The organism is Nonomuraea aridisoli, assembly GCF_003236395.1.
Taxonomy (GTDB): Bacteria; Actinomycetota; Actinomycetes; order Streptosporangiales; family Streptosporangiaceae; genus Nonomuraea; species Nonomuraea aridisoli.
Genome location: NZ_POUD01000055.1, coordinates 17,021 through 40,864, shown reverse-complemented (window position 1 = coordinate 40,864; position 23,844 = coordinate 17,021). Strand labels below are relative to the sequence as shown.

The window sequence follows — 23,844 nt, the reverse complement described above, 5'->3', positions numbered from 1 at the left end:
GGGGGAAGCCGTACGACTCGACGTGGTCGGAGATGCGGCCCAGGCGCAGCGGGCGGGCGTCCTTGATGAGCAGGCCGAGCCCGTGCGGCCAGTGCTCGATCCTGGCGATCTCCTCCTCGCTCAGCCCCACCGGGATGAACTGCAGCAGGGTGTGGCCCCGCCCGACCACGCCCAGCGCGCCGTAACTGGCGTCGACGAGCCGGGTCGCGGTCTCCACGATCCTGCCCAGCACCGTCTCCAGGTCGAGGTCGCTGCCGATGGAGACGACGGCTTCGAGCAACGCGTGGATCCGGTCGCGGGTCGACAGCACGGCGTCGAGCCGCACCTGGAGCTCGGCCAGCAGCTCGTCGAGCCGCATCTGGGGCAGCAACGGGGGGTGCCTGCTTTCCATGGCGATCAATCTCTCACGGAGACGACCGCCACGCCTCCCCTCCGATGATCAGAACCGGTGACGTTCAGGCACGGACCACGGCGACCGGGCAGTGCGCATGGTGCAGCACGCCGCGGCTGACCGAGCCGAGCAGCACCGAGCCCAGGGCGCCGCGCCCGTGCGAGCCGACCACCAGCAGGTCCGCCTGTCCCGACGCCTCGACGAGGGCGTCCACCGGGGTCGCCGAGGCGTCGTTCTCCACCACCGTCACCTGCGGGTACCGTGCGCGGGCGGCCGCCAGTTTGGCGCCGACGACCTCGTGTTGCGTGGCGCGGAGCTCCTCCACGTCGTACGGGGCGTCCATGGCGAAGGCCGGCACCATGAGCTGCCAGGCGTGCACCGCCCTGAGCGTGGCGCCGCGCAACGCGGCCTGCTCGAAGGCGTAGGCGAGCGCCGGCTCGCATTCCGGCGAGTCGTCCACGCCGACCACGACCTCCCCGTACACCGGCCGGCGCCCGCCGGGCACCACCACGACGGGGCAGCGGGCGTGTCCGGCGACGTGGATGCTGACCGAGCCGAGCAGCATTCCGGCGAACCCGCCGAGGCCGCGGCTGCCGACCACGATCTCGGCGGCCTCCTCCGCCTGCTCCTGCAACACCGTGGCCGGAGTGCCCTCCACCTGCCGCGTCGTGACCTCGACCGTCGGCCGGCGCTCGTGGACGAGCGCCACCGCCTCGCGCAGGACCCTCGCCCCTTCGAGCAGCAACGCATCGGGCCGCTCCGGATATTTACTGATCTGGTACGGCGTGCGGTCCACGGCATGCACGATCCGCAGCGGCAACCGCATGCGGAAGGCATCGTTCGCCGCCCACTCCACCGCTGCCCTCGCGGTCACCGAGCCGTCGACTCCAACGATGATCATGACGTCCTCCTGCGTCCCACTCCCGATCCGGGCGAGGCTCAGGACGCCTGCGCGTCGCGGGGCCGGACGACCGCCACCGGGCAGGTCACGTGGTGCAGCACGCCGTGGCTGACCGAGCCCAGCACCGCCGAGGCGAAGCCGCCGCGCCCGCGCGAGCCCACCACGACCAGGTCGGCCGTCTCGGCGGCCTGGATCAGGGCCGCGACCGGGTGCGCCCGCGGCATCTCGTGCGTGATGACGAGATCCGGGTTGCTCTCCAGCCACGGGGCGACCCGGGCGTGCGCCTCCCGGTTCTCCTCCTCCGTGATCTGCTCGATCAGCGGCGCGTAGGCGAGCGCGTACGGGGCGGGCAGCGGCGCCTGCCAGGCCGAGACCACGCGCAGCTCGGCGTGGCGGGCGCGGGCCTGCTCGATGGCGTACTCCATGGCGGCCCGCGAGTGTTCGGAGCCGTCGTAGCCCACCACGACCCGGCCGTGCACGACCTCGGCAGGGGCGCGCACCACGACGACCGGCCCGGAGGCGTGCCCGGCCACGCCCATGCCGATCGACCCGACGACCATCCCGGTGAACCCGCCGAGCCCGCGACTGCCCAGCACCAGCGTGTCGGCCCGCGCCGACTCGCCGATGAGCTGCTCGATCACGTTCCCGGCCAGCAGCTCGGTCTCGATCTTGACGCCGTCGGTGAGCGCACGCACCCGCTCCACGGCGTTCTCCAGCGTCGTACGGCAGTACTCGGCGTTCTCGTCGTACGGCCACGGCTCGCCCACGTGCACGATCCGCAGATCGAGCCCTCGTCTCCGGGCGTCGGCGGACGCCCATTCCACCGCTGCGGCGGCCGGCGCGGACCCGTCCACGGCGACCACGATCTGACCGGTCATCACCCATCTCCTTCACGAGCGGGAACTGTCACCTCCACACTCCCCGAAGGCGGCGCCGCGACACCGGAGGAGGAAGTCCCCCTGAACGGTGCCTTTGGTCCCGAACCCGGTCAGTGCAGGGGAACGTACGGCTCCCACAGGACGGCGAGCACCGCCACGATTGCGAGGGCGGTGAAAGGCCATGACCGCGTAGGAGCCGTAGGCGACGGGCGGAGCGGGCGCAACCCTGAGGGCCGCCCACGGGTCGGCGCGCGCTACAGCAGGCCCGCGGGATACTCCTCCAGCGGGACGACGTCTCTGGACCAGGCCGACATGACCGGGGCGAGCACGCGCCACGCCTCTTCGGCCTCGTCGCCCCTGATGGACAGGGCGGCGTTCCCGTGGAGCACGTCCAGCAGCAGCCGGCCGTACGGGGGGAGGTCGGGCGGCTCCATCGCGGCGGTGAGGGTGAGCGGTGCGAGGGCACGCCCGCCGGAGCCGGTGCCGGTCAGGGCCAAGGTCATGCTCTCGGGTTCGAGCCCGAAGCGCAGCACGTTCGGCGTGACCTCCCAGTCCTGCTCGAACGGCAGGTGGGGCACGGGCCGGAAGCGCACGGCGACCTCTTTGCGGTCGTCCGCGAGCGCCTTGCCGCTGCGGAGCCGGAACGTCGTGCCGGACCAGCGCCAGCTTTCGAGCTCCAGCTCCATCTCGGCGAACGTCTCGGTGCGGCGGCGGGCGTCCACGCCGTCCTCGTCGACGTAGGAGGGGATCACGCGGTCGCCGATCCGGCCGGCCAGATAGCGGGCCCGGCGCGTCCGGCGTACGACGTCGTCGTCCGTGAGGGGGCGCACGGAGCGCAGCACGTCGATCTTCCGGTCGCGCAGGTCGCGCTCACCGAGGCTGAGCGGTGGCTCCATGGCGACCAGGCACAACACCTGGAGCAGGTGGTTCTGCACCATGTCCTTGAGCGCGCCGACGCCGTCGTAGTAGCCCGCCCGGCCCTCCAGGGTGAGCGTCTCGTTCCAGACGATCTCCACCTCGGCGATGTGCGCGCTGTTCCAGATGGGCTCCAGCACGCGGTTGGCCAGCCGGCAGCCGAGCACGTTCTGGACGGTCGTCATGGCCAGGAAGTGGTCGACGCGGAACACCGCCTGCTCCGGCACCACGCCGGCCAGCAGCCGGTTCAGCTCCACCGCGCTGTCCAGGTCCTCGCCGAACGGCTTCTCCAGCACGATCCGGCTGCCCGGCGGCAGGCCCGCCCGGTGCAGGGCGGTGACCGTGCCGGGGAAGATCCCCGGTGGGAGGGCGAGGTAGACGGCGACGGGCCCGTCGCCCGCGACGAGCGAGGCGACGTCGGCGGGGTCGGTGGCGTCCGCCCGCCGGTAGCGGACGGAGTCCGCGATCGCCTTCCTGGCGTGGGCCGGCTCGGACGGGCAGTGCCGGTCGAGCTGGGCGGCCGCCCAGCGCCGGAACTCCTCGTCGGTCCGCTCCCCCCTGTCGGCGCACGTCAGCTCGAACCGGTCGTCGAGGTGTCCGCCCGCGCGCAGGGCGGCCAGTGCCGGCAGGAGGTAGCGGGCGTTGAGGTCGCCGGTGGCGCCGACGACGACGAGTCGGTTGATCATGTCGTGCCGCCTGCCTTCGCTCGTGCGAGGTTGACACCGCTCGCGATGATCCCGATGTGGCTGAACGCCTGCGGGAAATTGCCCATGAACGTGCCCGTCGACGGCTGGATCTGCTCCGGCAGGAGGCCCAGCGGGCTGGCGCGGGCGCACAGCGCGTCGTACAGGTGCTCGGCCTGTTCGAGGCGGCCTTGCAGGATCAGGTTGTCGACCAGCCAGAAGCTGCACAGGACGAAGGCGCCCTCGTCTCCGGGCAGGCCGTCGGGCGAGCGATCGTGCAGGTATCGGTAGAGCAGGCCGTCACCGGCGGACAGGCGTTCGGCGATGGCCGCGGTGGTGGCCGCCATCCGCGGGTGGTCGGCCGGGATGACCTTCCGCAGCGGCAGCGCGAGCAGGCTGGCGTCGAGACCGCCGCCGCCGTCGAGGTGCTCGCTCAGGCACTGCGCCTGCTCGTCCCATGACTGCTCCAGGATGAGCCCGCGCAACTTCTCGGCGGTGGCGCGCCACTCCGCGATCGGCCCGGACAGCCCGAGCCGTTCACCGATGGCCGCCGCCCGGTCCAGGGCCACCTGACACATGCCGGCCGAGTAGGTGAAGACCCGGCCTTCGCAACGGATCTCCCAGATGCCCTGGTCCGGCTGCCGCCACGTGTGCGCGGCCGCCTCGGCGAGCTCCGACAACCCGTGCCACAGCGTGGGCTGGAGCTCGCGGCCGGGGCGCAGCCACTGGTCGGCGCAGTCGAGCACCTCGCCGTAGACGTCGTGCTGGCGCTGGTCGGCCGCGCCGTTGCCCCACCGCACCGGAGCCGAGCGCCGGTAGCCCTCCAGCTCGCCGTCCTGGACCTCCTCGGGTACGGGGTCGCCGTTCAGGGTGTACATGATGCGCGGCAGACCGCTGCGTTCGAAGGCGTCGAGGACCCAGCCGAGGAAGGCGTCGGCCTCTTCGCCGAAGCCGACGCGGCGCAGAGCGAACACGGCGAAGGCGGCGTCCCTGATCCAGGTGTAGCGGTAGTCCCAGTTGCGCACACCCCCGATCGGGGCCGGCAGCGAGGAGGTGGGGGCCGCGACCACGGAGCCGTTGGCCCAGTCGTCCAGCAGCTTCAGCGTGATCACCGATCGCCGGACCAGCGCGTCATGCGGACCGGCGTAGGTGCAGGCGCGCATCCAGCGGCGCCAGGCGTCGGCGGTGTCCCGCAACATCGCCTCGGGGTCGAACCGGTGGTGGCGGTGGATGCGGCCCCAGGAGAGCACCAGCTCGAGCCGGTCGCCCTCCGCCAGGTCGTGCTCGGAGCGCAGCCCGGTCAGCGGACGGTTGGAGCGCAGGTGCAGGCGCAGGTCGGGATGGCGGAAGGCGCGTACCTCCAGGCCGCTGCCGAGCAGGCGGGACTGCCCGCCGCCGCGCGGCTCCAGCTCCGCCCGCAGGCGTACGGTCCCGTTCACCACGACGGCGGAGCGGACGAGCTCCGACCGGCCGCCGCCCGCGTCGTCGGTGAGGTCGGCGCCCGCCCGCAGGACCAGCGCGTCGGTGATCCTGACCACGCCGGTCGCGCCGCGCAGCTCGGTGACCAGCACCGCGGTGTCGGGCTCGTACCGCTGCCTGGCCTCCCGCAGGTCCTCGACGGTCAGGGTGAAGTGCCCGCCCGCGGCGTGGTCGAGCAGGCCGCACAGCAGGGGCTCGCCGTCGAAGCGGGGCAGGCACAGCCACGGGATCGAGCCGTCCAGGCCGACCAGCGCCGCCGTCGAGCCGTCGCCGATGATGCCGAGGTCCTCCAGCGGTAGGTAGCCGTCGGGCCGGCGAACCGGGCGGAACGGCGGGTCGAGATCGAGCATGCCTGCCTCTCAGAACCTGATCAGCACTTTCACGACGTCCTCGAGTTTCTTGTCCGACACCTCGAAGGCCCGTTCCATCTCGTCGAAGGGGAACGTGTGGGTCGTCATCGGGGTGGGGTCGAGCCGCTTGGCCGCAAGGACGCGCAGCAGCCGCTCCATGCGCAGCCGGCCGCCCGGGCACAGGCCGGTCCTGATCGTCTTGTCGGCCATGCCGACTCCCCACGCGACGCGCGGGATGCGAACGAATTCGCCCTCGCCGTAGTAGCCGGTGTTGGATACCGTGCCGCCGGGCTTGGTGATCTTGATGGCGGTCTGGAAGGTCGCGTCGGCGCCAAGGGCCTCGATGGCGGTGTCCACGCCCTGCCCGTCCGTCAGGTCGAGGACGCGCTCGACGACGTCCTCGGTGGTGAAGTCGACGATCTCGTCGGCGCCGTAGAGACGGGCGAGCTTCTGCCTGCTCGGGACCGACTCGATCCCGATGATCCGGCCGGCGCCGCGCAGCCGGGCGCCGGCGGTCGCCATGAGGCCCACCGGGCCCTGCGCGAGGACGGCGACCGTCCCGCCGATCGGGATGTCGCCGTGCTCGGCGCCCATGAAGCCCGTCGAGAGCATGTCGGCGCAGTAGACCGCCATCTCGTCGGGGACCTCGTCGGGAATCTTCGCCAGGTTGGCGTCGGCCTCGTTCACGTGGAAGTACTCGGCGAAGACGCCGTCCTTGATGTTGGCGAACTTGAAGCCGCCGAGCGGCCCGCCCGACTGCGACGGGTACCCGTTCTGGGAGGCGAGGTCGCCCCAGTCGGGGGTGATGGCGCCGACGAGCACGCGGTCGCCGGGCCGGAAGCCCTTGACCTCCGCGCCCGTCTCGTGCACCACGCCGACCGCCTCGTGACCGAGCGTCAGGTTCTCGCGGGGCCCGATGCCGCCCTTGACGGTGTGGGAGTCGGACGTGCAGATCAGGGCGGTGGTGGTGCGTACGACGGCGTCGAGGGGGCCCGGCCGCGGGACCGGCTTGTCCATGAAACCGACACGGCCGATCTCCTTCATCACGAACGCCTTCATGCTGCCCCCTCGTGGCACGCCGCCCTCCGAGAGGCTCGTCTACCCTTCCTGGTTCGCCGCCTTACGCCGGCTTCCTCGCTCCGGAGCACCAGCCGCCCAAGTGTTTGGCCCACCGCCCCGGTCGATGTCATGAAAAGGAGGAATTTTTAGGGGACCGTGCCTGTGCCGGTCCCGAGGGTGGTCCTGGCCAGACCTGGTTTCGAAGGAGCCAGGTCGAGCCGCGTGTCCGGCGGTCGTCCGGTGTTGCACCCGGTGAGTACCCGACCGTCCTCGGAGACCGAGATGTCCTCAGACCAGGCGTGCACACCCTGCCGGCTCGACCAGTGCTGGATCCTTCCGGCGGAACCCCGGTCGGTGGCCCTGGCGCGCAGGCTCACCCGCACCACGCTGGCCGCGTGGGGCGTGACGCCGCCGACGATCGACGACGCCACGCTCGTCGTCAGCGAACTCGTCACCAACGCCATCAGCCACGCCCTGCCGCCCGTCACCTTCAGCCTGGGGCGGACGCCGGGCGGCCTGCGCGGCGAGATCACCGACCGCGGCCCGCACACGACGCTGGCGCCGCGTTCGTCCGGCTCCCTGGCCGCGTGCGGCCGCGGGCTGAACCTGGTCGACGATCTCACCGACCAGTGGGACGTCGGCTGGAGCCCGGAATGCGGCCGCAAGACGGTGTGGTTCGAGATGACGATCACGGCGTGACCCGGACCGGTTCAGCGGCGCAGGGCGGTCTCCCGCTCCATGTGCGACAACTTCTCGGGATTGCGCACGGCGTACAGCCCGGTGATCAGGCCGTCGTCGACGCGCACCGCGATGACGGTCTCGATCTCGCCGTCCTGCCGGACGATCAGCGCCGGGTGCCCGTTGACCTGCACAGGCTCCATCGACACCATGGCGGGGATCCTGTCCAGCCACGCGACCACCCGGTCGGCTCCCACGACGGGCGCCAGCGCGGCCCGCTTGATCCCACCGCCGTCGGTCAGCAGGACGACGTCCGGCGCGAGGACGTCGAGCAGGCGTTGCAGATCGCCCGTCCGGACCGCCCGCTGGAACGCCCTGAGCGCGTCGCGGGATTCGGCCTGGGACACCACCCCGCGCGGCCGGCGCGCGGCGACGTGGGCCCGTGCCCGGTGGGCGATCTGGCGGACCGCGACCGTGCTCTTGCCGACGGCTTCGGCGATCTCGTCGTAGTCCAGGTCGAACACCTCGCGCAGCACGAACACCGCCCGCTCGGTCGGCTGGAGCGTCTCCAGCACCAGCAGCATCGCCATCGACACGCTGTCGGCCAGCTCCACGTCCTCGGCCACGTCCGGCGTGGTGAGCAGCGGCTCGGGCAACCAGGGGCCGACGTAGGACTCCTTGCGCCGGCCCAGCGCGCGCAGCCGGCTCAGTGCCTGCCGGGTGGCGATCCGGACCAGATAGGCGCGCTGGTCGCGTACGGCGCCGAGGTCGACGCCCGCCCACCGCAGCCAGGTCTCCTGCAGGACGTCCTCGGCGTCGGCGGCCGAGCCGAGCAGCTCGTAGGCGACGGTGAAGAGCAGGTTGCGGTGGGTGAGGAACGCCGTGGTCGCGGCGTCCGGTCGGTCGTCCTGGCTCATGTCCCCGCCGCGGTCCTCGGGCGCGGTCGACGTGCCGGCCATGGGTGGCTCCTCTTCACGTTCCGATGTGTCACCCATCTGACTCCGGGCTCCGCCGTTTTGTGACGGCGGTGCGCCGCCGGAGCGCCCCCTGTGGCGCACGTCACACGAAGGCGCTGTCACAACGATCAGGGCGCCGGCGTCTTCTGTCCGTTCAGTGGAGCACACGACAGAGGAACGTCATGAGTTCAGCGTTTGAGACCCTTCGCCGCGACTTCGGCGGCGACATCATCGAACCGGGCGCGGCGGAGTACGAGGCGGCCGGCCGCTCGGTGCTGGCCGCGGGCAGCCCGGCCTATGTGCTGCGGCCCAGGAGTGTCGGGGACGTGCGGGCGGGCGTCCGGTTCGCCGCCGCCACGGGGTCGCCGCTGTCCGTACGCGGCGGCGGCCACGCCTTTCCCGGCTTCGGCACCAACGACGGCGGCGTCGTCATCGACCTCCGCGAGCTCGCCGACGTGGAGATCATCGACGCGGAGCGTCACCTCGTGCGGATCGGCGGCGGCGCCACCTGGGGCCAGGTCGCGGACGCCCTGGCCCCGCACGGCCTGGCGATCTCCTCGGGCGACACCAGGAGCGTCGGCGTCGGCGGGCTGACGTTGACCGGCGGCATCGGCTGGAAGGTCAGGAAGTACGGCCTGGCCCTGGACAACGTGGTCGCCGCGGAGCTGGTCACGGCCGGCGGACAGGTCGTGCGGGCGAGCGCGGAGGAGAACCCGGAGCTGTTCTGGGCGCTGCGCGGCGGCGGTGGAAATTTCGGGATCGTGACCGCTTTCGACTTCGCGGCGCACCCGACGACGGACGTCTTCCACGGCAGGATCACCTTCCCGGCGGCGGAGGCGGCGACCGTGCTCCAGGGGTGGGCTGACCACCTGCGTGCCGCCCCGGAAGAGCTCACCTCCCTCGCGAACCTCGCCAATCCCTTCGCCGGAGGGGCCGAAGCGCCGGTCGAGATCTGCGTGGCCTTCGACGGCGACGACGCGGGGCTCGCGGCCAAGGCGATCGACCCGATCCGGCGGCTCGGCACGGTGATCGACGACGACGTCGCGCTGAGGCCCTATGCGGACACGCTGGTGGACGGCATGGTCCCGCCGCCCGGCATCCGGTTCCTGGCCCGGAGCGCGTTCGTGGCGGAGGAGTCGGTGCCGGAGGCTCTCGGGGTCCTCGCCGACGTGGGGACGTCGGGGCGGCCGCCGGCCATCTCCGTCCGCAGCGTCGGCGGCGCGGTGTCCCGGGTTCCCGGGGAGGCCACCGCCTACGCGTATCGCCGGGCGGAGTTGATGGTGGTGACCACCGTCGTGGGCCCGGCGCCGGTCGTGGAGGCCGCCGGTCCCGCGCTGGAGGGGATCTGGCGCAGACTCGCGCCTCACGTCGACGGCGCGTACGCGAACTTCCTGTCCTCCGCCACCGAGGAGGACGTCGCCGCCGTCTATCCGGAGCCGACCTACCGGCGGCTGGCGGCGGTCAAGCGGGAGTACGACCCCGGCAACCTGTTCGCCGGCAACCACAACATCCGGCCTCGGTAGGCCGCCCGCTCATGGCGTCAGGGCCGACGCCGCCAGCGCCGTGAGTCTCTCCTCGGACGGGGAGCCGGTCGGAGCGGTGTACATCACGAGATACAGGTCGGGGTCGGCGGTGGGCGCGAACGACTCCCAGTGGAGCGCCATCGTGCCCACCTCCGGGTGGTGGAAGCGCTTGACCCCGTACGTGCAGTACGTCACGCGATGCTCGGCCCAGAACCGCACGAAGTCGGCGGACCGGGCGGTCAGCTCCTCGACCAGCTCACGCGGGCGGGTGCTGGCGCCGGCCCGGCCCAGCGCGCCTCGGAGCCAGGCCGTGGTCTCGATCGCGGTCTCCTCCCAGTCGGCGAAGACCTCGCGGGCGTGGGGATCGAGGAACAACCAGCGGATCTCGTTGCGCTCGGAGAGAGGCATGGCGGTGAAGTCGGTCATGAGGACGGTGCCCATCCGGTTGATCGCCACGATGTCCAGGACCTCGGTCATCAGCAGCGCGGGCACGGGGTCGAGCATCGCGAGCATCTCCCGCAGCGCGGCCCGCGGCCGGATCGGCGAGGGGCCCGGCGACCGCGCCGGCGCCTCACGCCGGCCGTTGACGAGCTCGCGCAGGTGGCGCCGTTCCTCGGAGGTCAGCCGCAGGACACTGGCCACCGCATCCAGCACCTGGTCGGAGACGTTGCCGACGCGGCCCTGCTCCATCCGCGTGTAGTAGTCGACGCTGACCCCGGCCGCCAGGGCGAGCTCCTCGCGGCGCAGCCCCGCGACCCGGCGGCCGTCGGCGCGCCATGGGAGGCCCACGTCCCGGGGCGTCACTCTGGCCCTGCGGGACCGCAGGAACTCACGCAGCTCCTCCGGCTGCCTCATGCGGCCAGTATCGCATGTGCTCAGGTGAGGCCATGGGCCCCACCCGGGCCTTCATCTGTGCCTTCACCTGTGCCTTCACTCTGCCTTCACCTGGGCCTTCTCACCTGGGCGCGAACCGCCGGAGCCGCTCGCCGTACCCGCCCGCTTCCAGTACGGCGACGGACGGGCCGGCGAGCAGCTGCAGCTGCTCGATGACCTCCTGGAGCCGCCCCACGGCGCTGAGGGTACGGGTCAGCAGCTCGTCCAGGTCGACGTGGGCCGGGTTCAGCACGGCCTCCTCCAGCTCCGCGCGCAGGGCGGCGACGGGCGTACGCAGCGCGTGCGCGGCGTCCGCGCCGAGCCGGCACTGCTCCTCCAGCAGGCACCGGGCACGTTTCTCGGCCTCCTCGCTGCGGACGAGCGCGGCGTTGATCGCCCGGACCAGCCGCGTCGCCGCGGCATCCGGTCTCTCCTTCATCCGCCCGCCGGTGTCGCAGCGGTTGATCAGTTCGAGCTCGCCGGCCATGGCCTGCAGCAGGTACGTGCACGGTCGCGGCTCCGAGGTGCTGATGGCGCTCACGTCGATCCCTCTTCCGGTGTCTGGCTTCCGGGCGTCCCTCCTGTGAAACACCGGAAGGCATGCGCGCGAGCGACCCCGGCTGGTCCTTCCCTGACTAGGTCTGGCCAGTACCACCTTCCGCGCCCCGTCGAGGCACGACGTACCAAGGCCCGCCGATCCCCCGTCGCCGGCAGCCGTGCTGGGTGCGCTCAAGGCGTCCGCGCCCACCAGCCGGTGCTCTCTACCGGTGCTCCGGTGGAATCTGCCGGGAGGGTCTGCAGACCGCCTGCGTGTTTCTGGGCCAGCGGCGGGATCGGCGGCGGGATCGGCGGCGGGATCGGCGGCGGCCAGGCGGAGGCGGTGCGCATCCCCCTGACCGACGGAACGCTCGTCAAGGCCCCGGTGACCGAGGACTCCGAGCCACCGTGGATCTCGCCGAGACTCCCGGCGCCTACCGCGCCATGGACCGGCGTGACGCGCTGAAGGTCCTCGTCAGGCCCTGACGCGGGCGCCGCGAGCGCGGGTCACGCACGCATGCCGGCGCCGTCGAGCAGGGCGGCGGCCGTGGTGACGGCGAGTCCGTCGAGCGGCCGCGCCTGCACGACGGCGCGCGCGCTGCAGCCGTCGAACACGACGGTCAGCTGCCGGGCCAGCAGGACGGCGTCCGGGGCACCGCCGCGTTCGGCCTCTCGCTGGAAGAACGCGGTCAGCGCGTCCTTGGCCCGGCGGGCGACGAGGCTCGCCGGGTGCTCGGGCGACTTGACCTCGACGGCCGCCGCCACGAACGGGCACCCCCGGTAGTCCGCCGCGGCCGCCATCGCCTCCAGGCGTTCGAACACGTGCAGGATCCGGGCGCGCGGCGGCCGGTCGTCGTCGGCGGGCGGCAGCAGGACCGCCTCCGAGGCGGGCACCCTGCGCTCCAGGCTCGCCGCGACCACCTCGTCCTTGCTGCCGAACAGCTGGTACATCGAGCGCTTGGACACCCCTGCCGCGCGGCACAGCTCCTCGACGCCCACGCCGATGCCGTCCCGGTAGAAGAGCTCCGCCGCGGCGTCGAGCAGGCGATCGCGGGTCGAGGCCGGAGCCGCCTGCGTCGTATTCGTCATGTGCCCCAGGTTACCGCCCCACTTGCCATGTGGAAACCGATCGGTTTACGCTGAGGTGGAAACCGATCGGTTTCCACAGCGGAAGGTGTCTCATGACCAGCATCAAAGGCTCGGTGGCGTTCGTCACCGGCGGCAGCCGCGGCATCGGGAAAGCACTGGTGGAGCAGCTCTACGAGCGCGGCGCCGCGAAGGTCTACGCGACCGCTCGCGACCCGCGCACGGTGACGCACCCCGACGCCGTCCCCGTGGCGTTGGAGGCCACCGACGCCGCCTCCGTGGCCGCGGCGGCCGCCCAGGCGCAGGACACGACGATCCTGATCAACAACGCCGGCGCGGCGGTCCGCGGCGACTACCTCGCCCCCACGACCGACGACGTGCGGCAGGAGTTCGAGATCAACTTCTACGGGCCGCTGCTCGTCACGCGCGCCTTCGTGCCGATCATCGAGCGCAACGGCGGCGGCCACATCCTCACCATGCACTCCGTGCTGTCCTGGATGGCCAGCGGGAACTCCTACAGCGCCTCCAAGGCCGCCCTGTGGTCGCAGACCAACTCCCTGCGGCTGCGACTGCACCCGCGTGGCATCACCGTCACCGGGCTGCACGTCGGCTACGTCGACACCGACATGACCGTGGACGTCGACGCGCCCAAGGCGAACGCCCACGACGTCGCCGCGCTCGCGCTCGACGGCATCGAGCAGGGCGCTCATGAGGTCCTGGCCGACGACGTCTCGCGGCAAGTGAAGGCCGCCCTGTCCGGCGACCTCACGGCCCTGTACCCGCAGCTGGCCGGGTAGGGCCGGGAACGCAGGGCGGCGGAACGCTCCACCGGCGCCGGCGCGTGCGAGACTGGGCTCAGGCATGTGACGCGGCGCGAAGGGGTTTGATCATCAGCACCGATTCCTTCCCCTTTCCGCCCGATTCGCCACGACCGCCGCGCCGCCGCGTCGTCGAGTCGGCGATCCTGAACCCGCGCGACCACCGGCAGGCCGACGTCGCCCAGTGGACGTGCCCGCACGGCCAGCACGCCGGTCAGGGCTGTGTCGCCTGCTACCACGCCTCCGCCGATCCTGATCCGTCCCTGCCGTTGTGGGACGTCGCGGCGTGGTTCACCACCGCGCGGCCGATCCCGATCAGGGCGCTGCAGGACATCCACCGCCACGACCGCGGTCTCGCCCTCACCCAGCCCTCCACGCCGCTCGTCTACCTCCTGAGCGGCCAGGTGCGAGCGGCGATGGCCGCGGAGGCGGTGGCCGGCGTCGTCGGGTTCCTGGTGCAGAACCGGCACGTCGTCGACGAGTTCACCGTCACGGAGATCCGCGCCGTACACCCGTGACCGGCGGGCAGGTCGGCCGGTGGTCGTGGTGCGGGAAGTAGGTCTCCCACTCCTCGGGCGACAGGCCGCCGCCGGCGCGGTCACAGACGCGGGCGGCGGCGCGCTCCGGGCTGATCGTGTACGTCTGCGGCGGCACGTGCCGGCCGGAGGCGTACAAGGTGCGGCCCGTCGGCGCTCAAGGCCAGCGCGAGGATGTGGTCGCCGGCCGTCGGCAGGCCCGATCCGATCGGCCGGTGGGCGACGGTGTCCCAGAGCTGCACCGACTCCCTGCCTCTCGCGACGGCGAGCACGCGGCCGTCGGGCGAGAACGCCGGCGCGCTGACTCCCGGGTATCCGCGCGAGGCGGCCGCGTCCGGCGGGGTCAGGACGCCGAGCCGCCGGGTGAGCCGGCCGCCCCACAGCACCCCCCACCAGCTCCGCAGATCAACCTTCACAAAATCGGCATCCCTCACACAACCGGGCAAGACCACGATCCGGCGTGCGTTGCTGATGGGACCGGGCACTACGACGTTCACGAAGCGAGCGTGGTCTCGGCCAGCTCGCGCCAATCCCGCCGTCGTCCGTCGCCGGTCGCCTCGGTGAACGCGGCTTCGCCGAGGTGATTCCGCGTCTCCGCCGTGATCCGGGAGAAGTCCGGCTGCGAACGGTCCTGCGTCCCGCGCACGCCGTCGCTCGCCGCGAGCAACCGGGCGGCCTGCTCGTGCTCTCCCCGGCGCAGCGCGAGATCCGCGATCCCGATCAGCACCTCGGCGATCAGCGGCGGATACGTCGTCTCCACGGCCGCGCGCAGCGCCTCGCCCCGATGCGCGCTCGCCTCCTGGAGATCGTCGGTGAGGTAGCCGTACAGGTCCAGGGCCCTGGCGCGGACCATGTCGCTCAGCTCGGCGTTCACCTCGGCGTTGCCCAGCATCGCCAGCACCGTGGCCAGGTGCTGGTGCGCCGCGTCCGGCTCGCCGCCCCAGCGCGCCAGCTGCGCCTCAGAAAGCGCCAGCTCGGCGAGCACGTCCGGCCAGGTGATCCCGCTCGCGCCCCGCCGCGCCTGCGCCATGGCGGCCGCGCTGGAGCGCTCGTCGCCGAGCAGCCAGTACAGCTGGGCCTGCCGCGTCCGTACGCTGACCACGTCCTCGGTGGCGCCCACCCCGGGCAACGCCGTGAGGGCCTCTTCGTAGTACGCGCACGCGCGGGCGAACTCGCCGCGCATGGCGAGCCGGTCGGCCAGGAAGGTCAGCGCCATGGAGATCCCCCACCGGTCGCCCAGCGTGCGGAACTCGGCCAGGGCCAGCTCGATGTCGGCGTCCACGTCCGTCTCGTCGCGGCCGAGCGTGAGCCGCAGCCGGCCGCGGGCGAGCCTGGCCTGCGCGCGCACCCACGGATCGTCGTCGGCGATGAGCGGCTCGAACGCGGGCAGGAACTCCCCCGGCCCCTCCAGCATCCGTGCCAGCGGCTCGACGAACCCGAGCACCGGGTGGCGATATCCGCTGCGCTGGGTGAACCGGTGCGCCCCGACGATCCACTCCCGCGCCTGATACTGGTCGCGGCCGGGCCAGGAGGTCACCAGGACCGCCACGATGGTGTACGCCATCGCCCGCACCTCGTCCGACACCTCACCCGGCAGCGAGGCCGCCGCGACGCTCAGGTCGGTGCCCTCGGCCTTGCGGCCGCTGAGGACCCAGTACCAGCCCAGGGCCCCGACCAGCCGCATCGCCTCCTGGGCCCATCCCTCGGCGATCGCCCCGCGCAGGGCCGCACTGAGGTTGTCGTGCTCGGCCTCGAGCGCGGACAGCCATTCCAGCTGCTCGGCCCGGCGCAGGTGCGGATCGGCCGTCTCGGCCAGCTCGGTGAAGTAGGCCAGGTGCGCCCGGCGCGCCCGCTCGTCCTCCCCCGCTTCGGCGAGCCGGTGCGCCGCGTACTCCCTGATGGTGTTGAGCATCCGGTAGCGCGGCGTGGCCTCGCCGTCGGCGACCAGCAGCGACTTCTCGATCAACGTGGTCAGCACGTCGAGCACCTGCTCGCCGGCGAACGCCTCGCCGCCACACACGCGTTCGGCCGCTTCCAGGCTCGCCCCGCCGGAGAACACCGACAGCCGCCGCAGCACGCCGCGTTCGGCCTCGGTCAGCAGGTCCCAGCTCCAGTCCACGACCGCGCGCAGCGTCTTGTGCCGGGGCAGCGCCGTACGGCTGCCGCTGGTCAGCAGGCGGAACCGGTCATCGAGCCGGTGCGCCAGCTGGTCGATGGACATGGTGCGCAGCCGTGCTGCGGCCAGTTCGATCGCCAGCGGCATCCCGTCGAGCGCCCGGCAGATCCGCGCCATGGCCGACAAGGTGCGCGCGTCGTTGCCGATGTCCTTGCGCACCAGCTCCGCGCGGTCCCGCAGCAGCCGCACCGCGGGCGAGGCCTCTGAGGCGTCGGCCGCGGGCAGCGCGAGCGGCTCGACCTGCCACAGCACCTCCCCGGTGATGCCGAGCGGTTCCCTGCTCGTGGCCAGGATCCGCAACCTCCGGCACTCTCCCAGGAGCCGATCCGCGAAAGCCGCGGCCGCCTCGATCACGTGCTCGCAGTTGTCCAGGACCAGCAGGATCGCGCGCTCCCGGATCGCGGCGATGAGCCGGTCCATCGGCTCGCCGCCCCGCGTGCCGCCGAGCATCGGCTGGTCACGCAGGCCGATCGCGGTGAGTGCGGCCTGCGCCAGGTCACCGCCGGCCGGCACCGAGGCGAGTTCGACCAGCCACGCGCCGTCGGGCAGCTCGGTGAGCATCGTCCGCGCGGTCTCCGTGGCCAATCTCGTCTTGCCGGAGCCGCCCGGCCCCGTCAAGGTGACCAGCCGGTGCTTGACGGCGAGGGCGGCGACCGCGGCGATGTCATCGTCCTTGCCGACGAAGCTCGTCAGCTCGGCACGCAGGTTGGTCCTGCGGTTCTCCGCCCGCTCGCCCAGCTCACCACGGAGCAGCGCGGTGTGCAGCGCGGACAGCTCGGCCGACGGGTCGGCGCCCAGCTCCTCGGCGAGCCGCTCGCGCGTCCGCTGGTACACGGTCAGCGCCTCGTTCCCCCGGCCGGCCTCGGCGAGCGCCCGCATCAAGGCCGCGACGAACCCCTCCCGCAGCGGATACGCGGCGACCAGCTCGGTCAGCTCCGAGATCAGCTCCGAGCCGCGGCCGAGGCGGATGTCCGCGTCCACCCGGTCCCCGAGCACGGCGACGTAGAGGTCGTCCAGACGCGCGACCGCGGCGTCGAACGCGTCGCTGTCGCGCAGTGCGAGGTCCGCCATGGCCGTGCCGCGCCACAACGCCAGGGCCGAGCGCAGCAGATCGGCCCGCGCCGCGGGCTCGGCGGCACGGGCCTGGCCGACCAGGTGCTCGAACCGGGACACGTCCACGGCATCGGGAGCCACGGCCAGCCGGTACCCGCCCGAATCCGCCTCGATCACACCGTCCGGCAACACCCTGCGCAGCCGGGACACCAACGCCTGCAGGGCGTTCACCTCGTCCGCGGGCGGCCTTTGCCCCCAGATCCAGTCGACCAGCCTCGCCCGCGTGACGATCCGGCCGGGTTCGAGGGCGAGTGCGGCGAGCAGGGCGCGCAGCCGAATCCCAGGAACGTCGACCACGGACCCATCGCCGTTCCGGACCTCGAACGGCCCGAGCAATCCAACTCGCACATCGGTCATTGTGCCGAACCGTGGCGGTTATTGAGTCACCGCCGCCGTACGCAATCCGCGAATCCCACCATTTTCCTCGAATCATCGCAGGTCAGGCGAATGTTGGTTATCTCCGGCGGACGCTACGGCTCCGCCCAGAGGAGTACCGACGGCGTCGATGGGAGGTCAGGCGGCGTCGAGGGCTTCGGTGATCTTGCAGGTCATGTCCAGCAGGGCATGCCTCTTCAGCAGGCTCATGGCCTCGGTCAGGGCCGGCAGGCGATCTTGTGGGCGGCGTTCGCGGTCACGCGTCCCAGGTGACCGGCAGGCTCTTCACGCCGTAGATGTCGGCGGTCTCCGGGCGCAGGGCGACCTCGTCGGCCGGCACGGCCAGGCGCAGCGTGGGGAAGCGGCCGAACAGCGCGGAGAACGCGACCCGCATCTCGACGCGGGCCAGCTGCTGACCGAGGCACTGGTGGATGCCGTGACCGAAGGCCACGTGTCCGCCTGCCCGCCTGCGCAGGTCGAGCACGTGCGGGTCGGGGAAGCGCTCGGGGTCGCGGTTGGCGGTGTTGTACGACAGGACGACCGTCGTGCCGGCCTTGATGGTCTGGCCGCCCACCTCGACGTCCTCCAGCGCGACCCGCTGGCCCGTCTTGGCGATGGTCAGATACCGCAGCAGCTCCTCCACGGCCTGGTCGGCGAGCGCGGGCTCGGCGCGCAACGCGGCCAGCTGCGCCGGGTTCCGCAGCAGCGCGAAGGTGCCGAGCGCCAGCATGTTCGTGGTGGTGTCGAGCCCGCCCGCCAGCAGGACCAGGCTCATCCCCTTGAGCTCCTCGTCGGTGAGATCGCCGTCGGTGAGGTCGCTGAGCACGTCGTCGGTGGGGTTGGCGCGCTTGGCGGCCACCAGCTCGGCCAGGTACTGCTGGGTCGCGGTGTAGGCGGCGACCAGTTCCTCGTCGCTGGTCTCGCCGCTCATGAACTTGTCGATGTTCTCCTGGAAGACGGCGCGGTCCTCGTACGGCACCCCCAGCAGCTCACAGATCACCATGGCGGGGATGGGCTTGGCGAACGCGGTCACCAGGTCCGCCGGCGGCCCGGCCTGCTCCATGGCGTCCAGATGGTCGGCGGTGATCTGCTCGACGCGCTCGGTGAGCAGCCGCATCCTGCGGACGGTGAACTTGCCCACCAGCGGCCTGCGGTAGCGGCTGTGCTGCGGCTCGTCCATGAGCAGGAACTCGCCGGGCGGCGCCGGGGGCACCTCGATGTCGCCGTAGTCGATCAACGGGTGGTGGCGCATGAGCTCCCTGCGGGAGCTGAACCGCTGGTCGGCCAGGATCGACCGGACCAGGTCGTAGCCGGTGACCACCCAGCCCTGGTGCCCGTCCGGGAAGGTGAAGCGGCTGATCGGGCTCTGCTCGCGGGCCTGGGTCAGCTCCTTCGGCGGGTCGAAGGGGCAGCCGGCCTGACGCGTGGTCGGCATCGTCGCGATGGTGTGTTCCATGGTCGTCCTCCCGTTCACTGGCGGTTCAGCAACTCGGAGGCCGCGTTCGGGGTTCCTGCCGACCGTGCCCGACCGCTGCCCGGGGCGGGTGCGGGAGCCGCCGTGATCGGCCTCGCCGGCGAGCGGGCCATTCCGCCGCGCACTCGCTGAACCGTTCATGGCTTTCACCATCGCCGACCGCGCTGACATTGGGCCGTCGCCGTGCTGACATGGCCGCTGACATGGCCGCTGACATGACTCCGGGTCCCGCTCACCCGCCCGCGTGACCGCCCGACCGCCGCGGCGGTGCGGCCGCGGCCGCATAGGCTGGACTGCCACGTCCAGTCGGGAGGGTTGTCATGCGTCAGCTGACACGCAAGGGAGCCGCGACGCGGCAGCGCATCCTCGAAGGGGCCGCCCTGCACATCCGCGAGCACGGTGTGGCCGACACGACCCTCGACGACATCCTGGCCAGGACGTCGACGAGCAAGAGTCAGCTCTTCCACTACTTCCCCGGCGGCCGGGAGGAGCTGCTGCTCGCCGTGGCCCGCCTCGAGGCCGACCGCGTGCTGGAGGACCAGCAGCCCCAGCTCGGCGACCTCACCTCCTGGGACGCCTGGCGGCAGTGGCGTGACCGGGTCGTCGAGCGTTACCGCGCCCAGGGCAGCCAGTGCCCGCTCAACTCCGTCATGTCGCAGCTGCGCGGGAACACGCCCGGCGCCCAGGCCGTGGTCACCGAGCTGATGAACCACTGGCAGGCCGAGCTCGCCGCCGGCGTACGGCATATGCAGGCCGCGGGCGAGATCGACCCGGGCCTCGATCCCGGCCAGGCGGCGGCCGCGCTGCTCGCCGGCATCCAGGGCGGCGTGCTGATCCAGCTGTCCACCGGCCGCACCACGCACCTGGAAGCCGCCCTCGACCTGGGCCTCGCCTACCTGCGGACCGGCCGCCCCCCGTCGTCCTGACACCACAAGTTTGGACTTGACAGTCCATTTCTGACCGCGCAGGCTGTGGACCGCACGGTACGGAATGCGAACGGAGCAACACCCTCATGCCTGTGGACCACTACTACCTGCTCGGACGTTCCGGGCTGCGCGTCAGCCGGCTCGCGCTCGGCACGATGAACTTCGGCACCGGCGGCTTCCACGCCGCCTACGGCAAGACGGAGCAGCAGGCCCGCCCGATCTTCCGCCACTACCTCGAAGCGGGCGGCAACTTCGTCGACACCGCCGACTTCTACACCGCCGGGGAGAGCGAGACCATCCTCGGGAACCTGATCGCCGAGGCCGGCGTGCGCGACCGGGTGGTGCTGACGACCAAGTTCACCAACAGCGTCGACCCCGCGGATCCTAACGCCGGAGGCAACGGGCGCAAGCACATGATCCGGGCGGTGGAGGCGTCACTGCGCCGCCTGCGTACCGACTACATCGACCTGTTCCTGCTGCACACGTGGGACCGGATCACGCCCGTCGAGGAGGTCATGCGGACCTTCGACGACCTCACCAGGGCCGGGAAGATCCGCTACGCGGGCCTGTCGGACGTGCCCGCCTGGTACGCGGCCCGCGCCCAGAGCTTCGCCGAGGCCGACTCGCTCGTCCCGGTGGTGGGCCTGCAACTGCCCTACTCCCTCGTCGACCGGACTATCGAGCTCGAACACGTCGACATGGGGCGCAGTCTGGGGCTCGGCATCACCGCGTGGAGCCCGCTGGCCGGCGGCTTCCTGACCGGCAAGTACCGCGCCGACGGCCAGGGCCTGGCCGGGGAGGGCCGGCTGGCCGGCGACGCGTCCGGAGGGGCCCGCACGGAGCGGGACTGGCGGCTGCTGGCGACGCTGGAGAAGGTGGCCGCCGAACTCGGCGTGAGCATGGCGCAGGTCGCGCTCAACTGGGTCGCCACCCAGCCGGGCGTCGGCTCGGCGATCGTGGGGGCCGGCAGCGCGGAGCAGCTCGACGCGAACATGGCGGCGCTCGACTTCGAGCTGCCGGCCGGTCTGCGCGCCGAGCTCGACGAGGCGAGCTCGGCGCCCCCGCCGTCGGTCTACCGCATGTTCACGCCCGCCTACCAGAGCTGGTTGATCAACCCCGGTCTGAAGGTCGCCGACAAACCCGCCGGATACGCCCCGGCCGTGCGGAACTGGGTGCCGGGCAGCGCCGCCTGATCCCGCACCCCCTCATAATGGGGAACCCTGGCGTGGAGGAGGAGGTTGGGTGGTTCGTCCCACATCGGCCGGCGCGGCGGCCGGCCCGTCCACACCAGCCGCCGCACCGGTCGCCGGGCGCAGGGAGCGCAAGAAGCAGGCCACCCGGGCCGCGCTTCGCGAGGCCGCCCTGCGCCTGTCGCTGCGCCACGGCGTGGAGAACGTCACCGTCGAGCAGATCGCCGAAGAGGCCGACATCGCGCTGCGGACCTTCTTCAACTACTTCTCCAGCAAGGAAGAAGCGGTCATGGCGTCCGTGGCGTCGGCCGCGCAGGAGCTCATCACCCAGTTCAGGGCCAGGCCGCGCACGGAGACCGTCCTGCGGGCGTTCCGCGAGGCGGTGATGGTCGTCATGAACGACGGTGACACGGTCAGCCGCGACCACATCCGGGCGCTGCGGCTGATCCGCTCCACGCCCACACTGGTGCCCCAGCAGCTGGCCGTGCTCGCCGCCCAGGAGAGGGCGCTGGCCGAGGCGATCGCCGAACGCGTCGGCCTGCCCGCCGGGTCCCCGGACTCGATCTATCCGGTCGTGTGCGCGGCCGCCGTGCTGACGTCGCTGCGCGTGGTCCTGGACGAATGGCTGCGGCAGTCCGCCGACCCGGACGTGCCGCCGGACATGCCGCCGGACATGCCGCCGGACATGGCGGCGGACATGGCGGCGCTGAGCCGCCGGTTCGACGCGGCGATCGGCGAGCTCGCCGCCGGCCTGGACCGGCCCGGACGCGACGCCCCGTGAGCGGTCAGCCGCCCGTGGTGACCGGCGGGCCGGCGACCACGGCGAGGCGCAGCTTGATCTCGTGCTCGCTGCCGGGTTCCGGAGTCAAGATCACGATCTTGAGCTCGGAGTCGCCGTCCGTCAGCACGTCGCAGTCCAGCGAGACCGGTCCCACCGAGGGGTGCTCGACCGTCTTGTGGTTCTCACGGTGGGCGCCCACCGTGCCCATCGCCCACAGCTCGGCGAAGCGTTCGTTGCCGGTGTTCAGCTCGTGGATCAGCGCCGCCAGGCGCGCGTCCTGCGGGAAGCGGCCGGTGGCGCGGCGCAGGTCGGACACGACGGCGACGTCGGCGGCGTCCTTGTCCGGTTCGATCACCGGCCACGGCGCGAGGCGGGAGGGGCCGCCGCCCACCGGGAACCGGTGACGGGCGAAGTTGCGCAGCCGCGGCGGCGCCGACGAGGGGTCGCCCAGCAGCGCGGACCAGCTGCGGTTCCACCAGATCAGCTGCCAGTCCGCCGCGAACACGGCGACCGCGACGTCTCCCAGCCGGGAGAGCACCCGGTGGACACCCGGCGGGATGTGGTCGGAGATCATGCGATCCGCGGGCGGCACGAGGTTGGCCAGCCGGTACAGGTGGTCACGTTCGGCGACGGTCAGCTGCAGGGCACGCGCCAGGGAGGCGACCACCTGCGCCGAGGGCGTCGTGGCGCGCCCCTGCTCCAGGCGCACGATGTAGTCGACCGACACGCCGGCGAGTTCGGCGAGCTCCTCGCGGCGCAGCCCCGTCGCCCGGCGGGTCCGGCCCACCGGCAGCGCGACGGCCGACGGGGGCAGCCGATCCCGCCACGTACGGATCATCGCGCCGAGCCCGGCCCCGGGTTTCGTCATCATGACATCCATCATCCGTCAGTACGCGACCCCGATGGTGGTACTGCTGTTCCTACCGTGGAGGCGTCCCTGGCCGGACGCCCCGGCCGATCCGACCATGGCCACATGACGATCACTTTCATCACCGGGGCGAACAAGGGGCTCGGCCGTGAGACCGCCCGCCGCCTCGTCGGCCTCGGTCACACCGTGCTGGTCGGGGCCCGCGACCGCGAGCAGGGCGCGAAGGCCGCCGCCGAGCTCGGCGCGCGCTTCGTGCACATCGACGTGACCGATGACGCCTCCGTCGCGGCCGCGGCCGCGGACGTGGCCGATCACGAGGGCCGGATCGACGTCCTGGTCAACAACGCGGGCGTCCACGGCCCGTTCGGCGACCCCGGCGCGCTGACCGGCGCCGACGCCCTCGGCGTGCTCGACGTCAACGTGGCCGGGGTGGTGCGGACGACCACGGCGTTCCTGCCGCTGCTGCGCCGGTCAGCGGATCCGGTCATCATCAACGTCAGCAGCGGCATGGGCTCGCTCGCCTACACCCACGACCCGTCGCGGGCCGAGTCGTCGGTGGTCGCGCCGCTCTACACCGCCTCGAAGGCGGCGCTCACGATGCTGACCACCCAGTACGCCAAGGGGCTGCCGGACATCCGCGTCAACGCCGCCGATCCCGGCTACACGGCGACCGCTCTCAACGGGTTCAGCGGCCCCCAGACCGTCACCGAGGGCACGGACGCCGTCGTCGGCCTCGCCACCGAGCAGCCCGGCGCCGGCTCCGGGCGCTTCGTCGGCCGCACCGGTGAGATCGCCTGGTCCTGAAGGGCGTCAACGAGGCGACGGCAGCACCGACAGCTCGCACGGGTAGGAGTCGGCGGGGGCGTTCAGCACCCAGACGATCATCTCGGCCAGCGTCCGCGGCCGGATGCACGCCTCGGGATCGTACGGGCTCCCGAAGGCGTTCCTGACCTCGCCCAGCAGGTCGGTCGCGGTCGCCCCGGGATAGACGGTGGTGACGCGGATCCCGTGGGCGGCCTCCTCCTCGCGCAGCGAGTCGGCCAGCTCCCGCAGCTCCCCCGCGGCGGCCAGCGTCCCGGGGTCGGCCAGATCGGCCTCGATCCCCCGTACGCCGAGCCGCCCGACGTCGCGCCCGACGGCGGTCACCTCATGCCCCGCCGCGGTGAGCGCGCCGACCAGCGCCGTCCCGATCCCTCCGGTGGCCCCGGTCACCAGCACCTCCCATGACGACTCCCTCCGCGCGTGCCGCCCGATCATGGCAGAAGCGGGCGGCGGGGG

At 72.4% G+C, this 23,844-nt stretch carries 22 protein-coding genes and 1 pseudogene; 8 read left to right on the top strand and 15 right to left on the bottom strand.

What is annotated here, in order from left to right:
- The 6 genes and pseudogenes from C1J01_RS15780 to C1J01_RS15755 all read right to left on the bottom strand — a co-directional run.
- Positions 1-391: pseudogene (locus C1J01_RS15780) on the bottom strand (histidine kinase); the annotation flags it as partial.
- A gap of 64 nt (positions 392-455) precedes the next feature.
- Positions 456-1,292, bottom strand: coding sequence for a universal stress protein (locus tag C1J01_RS15775; RefSeq protein WP_111179722.1), 837 nt, complete (start codon positions 1,290-1,292; stop codon positions 456-458).
- 38 nt (positions 1,293-1,330) lie between these two features.
- Positions 1,331-2,170 carry a universal stress protein gene (locus C1J01_RS15770; protein ID WP_111179721.1) on the bottom strand — a complete coding sequence of 280 codons (840 nt, stop codon included), beginning with the start codon at positions 2,168-2,170 and terminating at the stop codon, positions 1,331-1,333.
- Between the two features lie 254 nt (positions 2,171-2,424).
- Positions 2,425-3,771 (bottom strand): glucose-6-phosphate dehydrogenase, encoded by a 1,347-nt coding sequence (locus tag C1J01_RS15765; RefSeq protein WP_111179720.1) that lies wholly within the window; start codon positions 3,769-3,771, stop codon positions 2,425-2,427.
- A complete protein-coding gene (locus tag C1J01_RS15760) occupies positions 3,768-5,597 on the bottom strand; it encodes a glycoside hydrolase family 15 protein (RefSeq protein WP_111179719.1) in 1,830 nt (609 codons plus the stop codon). Before C1J01_RS15760 ends, C1J01_RS15765 begins: the two co-directional genes overlap by 4 nt.
- A 9-nt stretch (positions 5,598-5,606) precedes the next feature.
- Complete coding sequence (locus tag C1J01_RS15755) at positions 5,607-6,656, bottom strand: NAD(P)-dependent alcohol dehydrogenase (RefSeq protein ID WP_111179718.1); 1,050 nt, start codon at positions 6,654-6,656, stop codon at positions 5,607-5,609.
- A 282-nt stretch (positions 6,657-6,938) separates the two neighbouring features.
- Between C1J01_RS15755 and C1J01_RS15750 the strand changes: the two genes are divergently transcribed.
- On the top strand, positions 6,939-7,355 hold the full coding sequence (locus tag C1J01_RS15750; protein ID WP_111179717.1) for an ATP-binding protein: 417 nt from the start codon (positions 6,939-6,941) through the stop codon (positions 7,353-7,355).
- A gap of 11 nt (positions 7,356-7,366) precedes the next feature.
- Here the strand turns inward: C1J01_RS15750 and C1J01_RS15745 are convergent, their stop codons facing one another.
- Positions 7,367-8,293 (bottom strand): RNA polymerase sigma-70 factor, encoded by a 927-nt coding sequence (locus C1J01_RS15745; protein ID WP_111179716.1) that lies wholly within the window; start codon positions 8,291-8,293, stop codon positions 7,367-7,369.
- A 179-nt stretch (positions 8,294-8,472) separates the two neighbouring features.
- On the opposite strand from C1J01_RS15745, the gene C1J01_RS15740 reads away from it, so the two are divergent.
- Positions 8,473-9,813: an FAD-binding oxidoreductase gene (locus C1J01_RS15740; RefSeq protein WP_111179715.1), complete on the top strand. Its 1,341-nt coding sequence runs from the start codon at positions 8,473-8,475 to the stop codon at positions 9,811-9,813.
- A gap of 9 nt (positions 9,814-9,822) precedes the next feature.
- Here C1J01_RS15740 and C1J01_RS15735 read toward each other — a convergent pair whose 3' ends face one another.
- The 3 genes from C1J01_RS15735 to C1J01_RS15720 all read right to left on the bottom strand — a co-directional run bounded on the left by C1J01_RS15735 (position 9,823) and on the right by C1J01_RS15720 (position 12,312).
- Complete coding sequence (locus C1J01_RS15735; RefSeq protein ID WP_111179714.1) at positions 9,823-10,668, bottom strand: helix-turn-helix transcriptional regulator; 846 nt, start codon at positions 10,666-10,668, stop codon at positions 9,823-9,825.
- Positions 10,669-10,768: 100 nt separating this feature from the next.
- Entirely contained in the window at positions 10,769-11,227 is a 459-nt protein-coding gene (locus tag C1J01_RS15730) for a histidine kinase dimerization/phospho-acceptor domain-containing protein (RefSeq protein ID WP_111179713.1), read from the bottom strand.
- A 503-nt stretch (positions 11,228-11,730) separates the two neighbouring features.
- Complete coding sequence (locus tag C1J01_RS15720) at positions 11,731-12,312, bottom strand: TetR/AcrR family transcriptional regulator (protein WP_111179711.1); 582 nt, start codon at positions 12,310-12,312, stop codon at positions 11,731-11,733.
- Between the two features lie 92 nt (positions 12,313-12,404).
- Between C1J01_RS15720 and C1J01_RS15715 the strand changes: the two genes are divergently transcribed.
- Together C1J01_RS15715 and C1J01_RS15710 are read left to right on the top strand one after the other, a co-directional pair.
- Entirely contained in the window at positions 12,405-13,106 is a 702-nt protein-coding gene (locus C1J01_RS15715) for an SDR family oxidoreductase (protein WP_111179710.1), read from the top strand.
- Positions 13,107-13,192: 86 nt separating this feature from the next.
- Positions 13,193-13,645: a hypothetical protein gene (locus C1J01_RS15710; RefSeq protein ID WP_111179709.1), complete on the top strand. Its 453-nt coding sequence runs from the start codon at positions 13,193-13,195 to the stop codon at positions 13,643-13,645.
- An 80-nt stretch (positions 13,646-13,725) separates the two neighbouring features.
- Here the strand turns inward: C1J01_RS15710 and C1J01_RS15705 are convergent, their stop codons facing one another.
- From C1J01_RS15705 to C1J01_RS15690, 3 genes are all read right to left on the bottom strand, one after another.
- Positions 13,726-14,079, bottom strand: a complete 354-nt coding sequence (locus tag C1J01_RS15705) for a hypothetical protein (RefSeq protein WP_146615603.1) — start codon at positions 14,077-14,079, stop codon at positions 13,726-13,728.
- A gap of 77 nt (positions 14,080-14,156) precedes the next feature.
- Positions 14,157-17,300: a BTAD domain-containing putative transcriptional regulator gene (locus tag C1J01_RS15700; protein ID WP_181448765.1), complete on the bottom strand. Its 3,144-nt coding sequence runs from the start codon at positions 17,298-17,300 to the stop codon at positions 14,157-14,159.
- Between the two features lie 283 nt (positions 17,301-17,583).
- Positions 17,584-18,783 (bottom strand): cytochrome P450, encoded by a 1,200-nt coding sequence (locus tag C1J01_RS15690; RefSeq protein ID WP_111179705.1) that lies wholly within the window; start codon positions 18,781-18,783, stop codon positions 17,584-17,586.
- 338 nt (positions 18,784-19,121) lie between these two features.
- Here C1J01_RS15690 and C1J01_RS15685 point away from each other — a divergent pair, with 338 nt between their 5' ends.
- The 3 genes from C1J01_RS15685 (at position 19,122) to C1J01_RS15675 (ending at position 21,698) form a co-directional block, all read left to right on the top strand.
- Positions 19,122-19,727: a TetR/AcrR family transcriptional regulator gene (locus tag C1J01_RS15685; protein ID WP_111179704.1), complete on the top strand. Its 606-nt coding sequence runs from the start codon at positions 19,122-19,124 to the stop codon at positions 19,725-19,727.
- 86 nt (positions 19,728-19,813) lie between these two features.
- Positions 19,814-20,920: an aldo/keto reductase gene (locus C1J01_RS15680; RefSeq protein WP_111179703.1), complete on the top strand. Its 1,107-nt coding sequence runs from the start codon at positions 19,814-19,816 to the stop codon at positions 20,918-20,920.
- Positions 20,921-20,969: 49 nt separating this feature from the next.
- The gene (locus C1J01_RS15675) at positions 20,970-21,698 is read left to right on the top strand and encodes a TetR/AcrR family transcriptional regulator (RefSeq protein WP_111179702.1); all 729 of its coding nucleotides are present in this window, start codon (positions 20,970-20,972) and stop codon (positions 21,696-21,698) included.
- Positions 21,699-21,702: 4 nt separating this feature from the next.
- Here C1J01_RS15675 and C1J01_RS15670 read toward each other — a convergent pair whose 3' ends face one another.
- Positions 21,703-22,569: a helix-turn-helix transcriptional regulator gene (locus C1J01_RS15670; protein WP_220039931.1), complete on the bottom strand. Its 867-nt coding sequence runs from the start codon at positions 22,567-22,569 to the stop codon at positions 21,703-21,705.
- A gap of 102 nt (positions 22,570-22,671) precedes the next feature.
- Here C1J01_RS15670 and C1J01_RS15665 point away from each other — a divergent pair, with 102 nt between their 5' ends.
- Positions 22,672-23,370, top strand: a complete 699-nt coding sequence (locus tag C1J01_RS15665) for an SDR family NAD(P)-dependent oxidoreductase (RefSeq protein WP_111179701.1) — start codon at positions 22,672-22,674, stop codon at positions 23,368-23,370.
- A gap of 6 nt (positions 23,371-23,376) precedes the next feature.
- On the opposite strand, the gene C1J01_RS15660 is transcribed toward C1J01_RS15665, so the two are convergent.
- Positions 23,377-23,823 carry an NAD-dependent epimerase/dehydratase family protein gene (locus C1J01_RS15660; RefSeq protein ID WP_111179700.1) on the bottom strand — a complete coding sequence of 149 codons (447 nt, stop codon included), beginning with the start codon at positions 23,821-23,823 and terminating at the stop codon, positions 23,377-23,379.
- Between the last annotated feature and the right edge of the window lie 21 nt (positions 23,824-23,844).